Origin of the sequence: Geminicoccus flavidas, from assembly GCF_009806515.1 — a bacterium.
Lineage (GTDB): Bacteria > Pseudomonadota > Alphaproteobacteria > Geminicoccales > Geminicoccaceae > Geminicoccus > Geminicoccus flavidus.
The window spans coordinates 1-387 of record NZ_WUJP01000425.1 but is presented as its reverse complement, the minus strand read 5'-3'; the positions used below and the strand labels follow the sequence as shown (position 1 = coordinate 387).

At 70.5% G+C, this 387-nt stretch carries 1 pseudogene; it reads right to left on the bottom strand.

Annotated elements, in window-relative coordinates:
* Nucleotides 1–387: pseudogene (nadE, locus tag EQG76_RS11960) on the bottom strand (NAD(+) synthase); the annotation flags it as partial.

Genomic DNA, 387 nt, shown 5'->3' with positions numbered 1-387 from the left:
GCACGGTGGCACCCGCCAGCGCCGCGTCGCTGCTAGGCGGGATCGGCACCCAGACGTCTTCGCAGACCTCGACATGGACGACGAGCCCCTCGATGTCGTCGGCGGCGAACAGGAGGTCCGTGCCGAACGGGGCCGTCTGGCCGCCGAGGATCACCGTCTCGCCGTCCGTGTCTTGGCCCGACGCGAAGTGGCGGTGCTCGTAGAACTCGCGATAGTTCGGCAGGTGGACCTTCGGCACTACGCCCAGCAGGCGGCCGCGATGGATCGCTACCGCCGCGTTGTAGATGCGGTTGCGGTGGCGGACGGGGGCACCCACCAGCAGGAGGGGCAGGAGGTGGCGGCTGCCGTCCAGGAGGTCCGCCAGCGCGTCGTCCACCGCATCGAGCA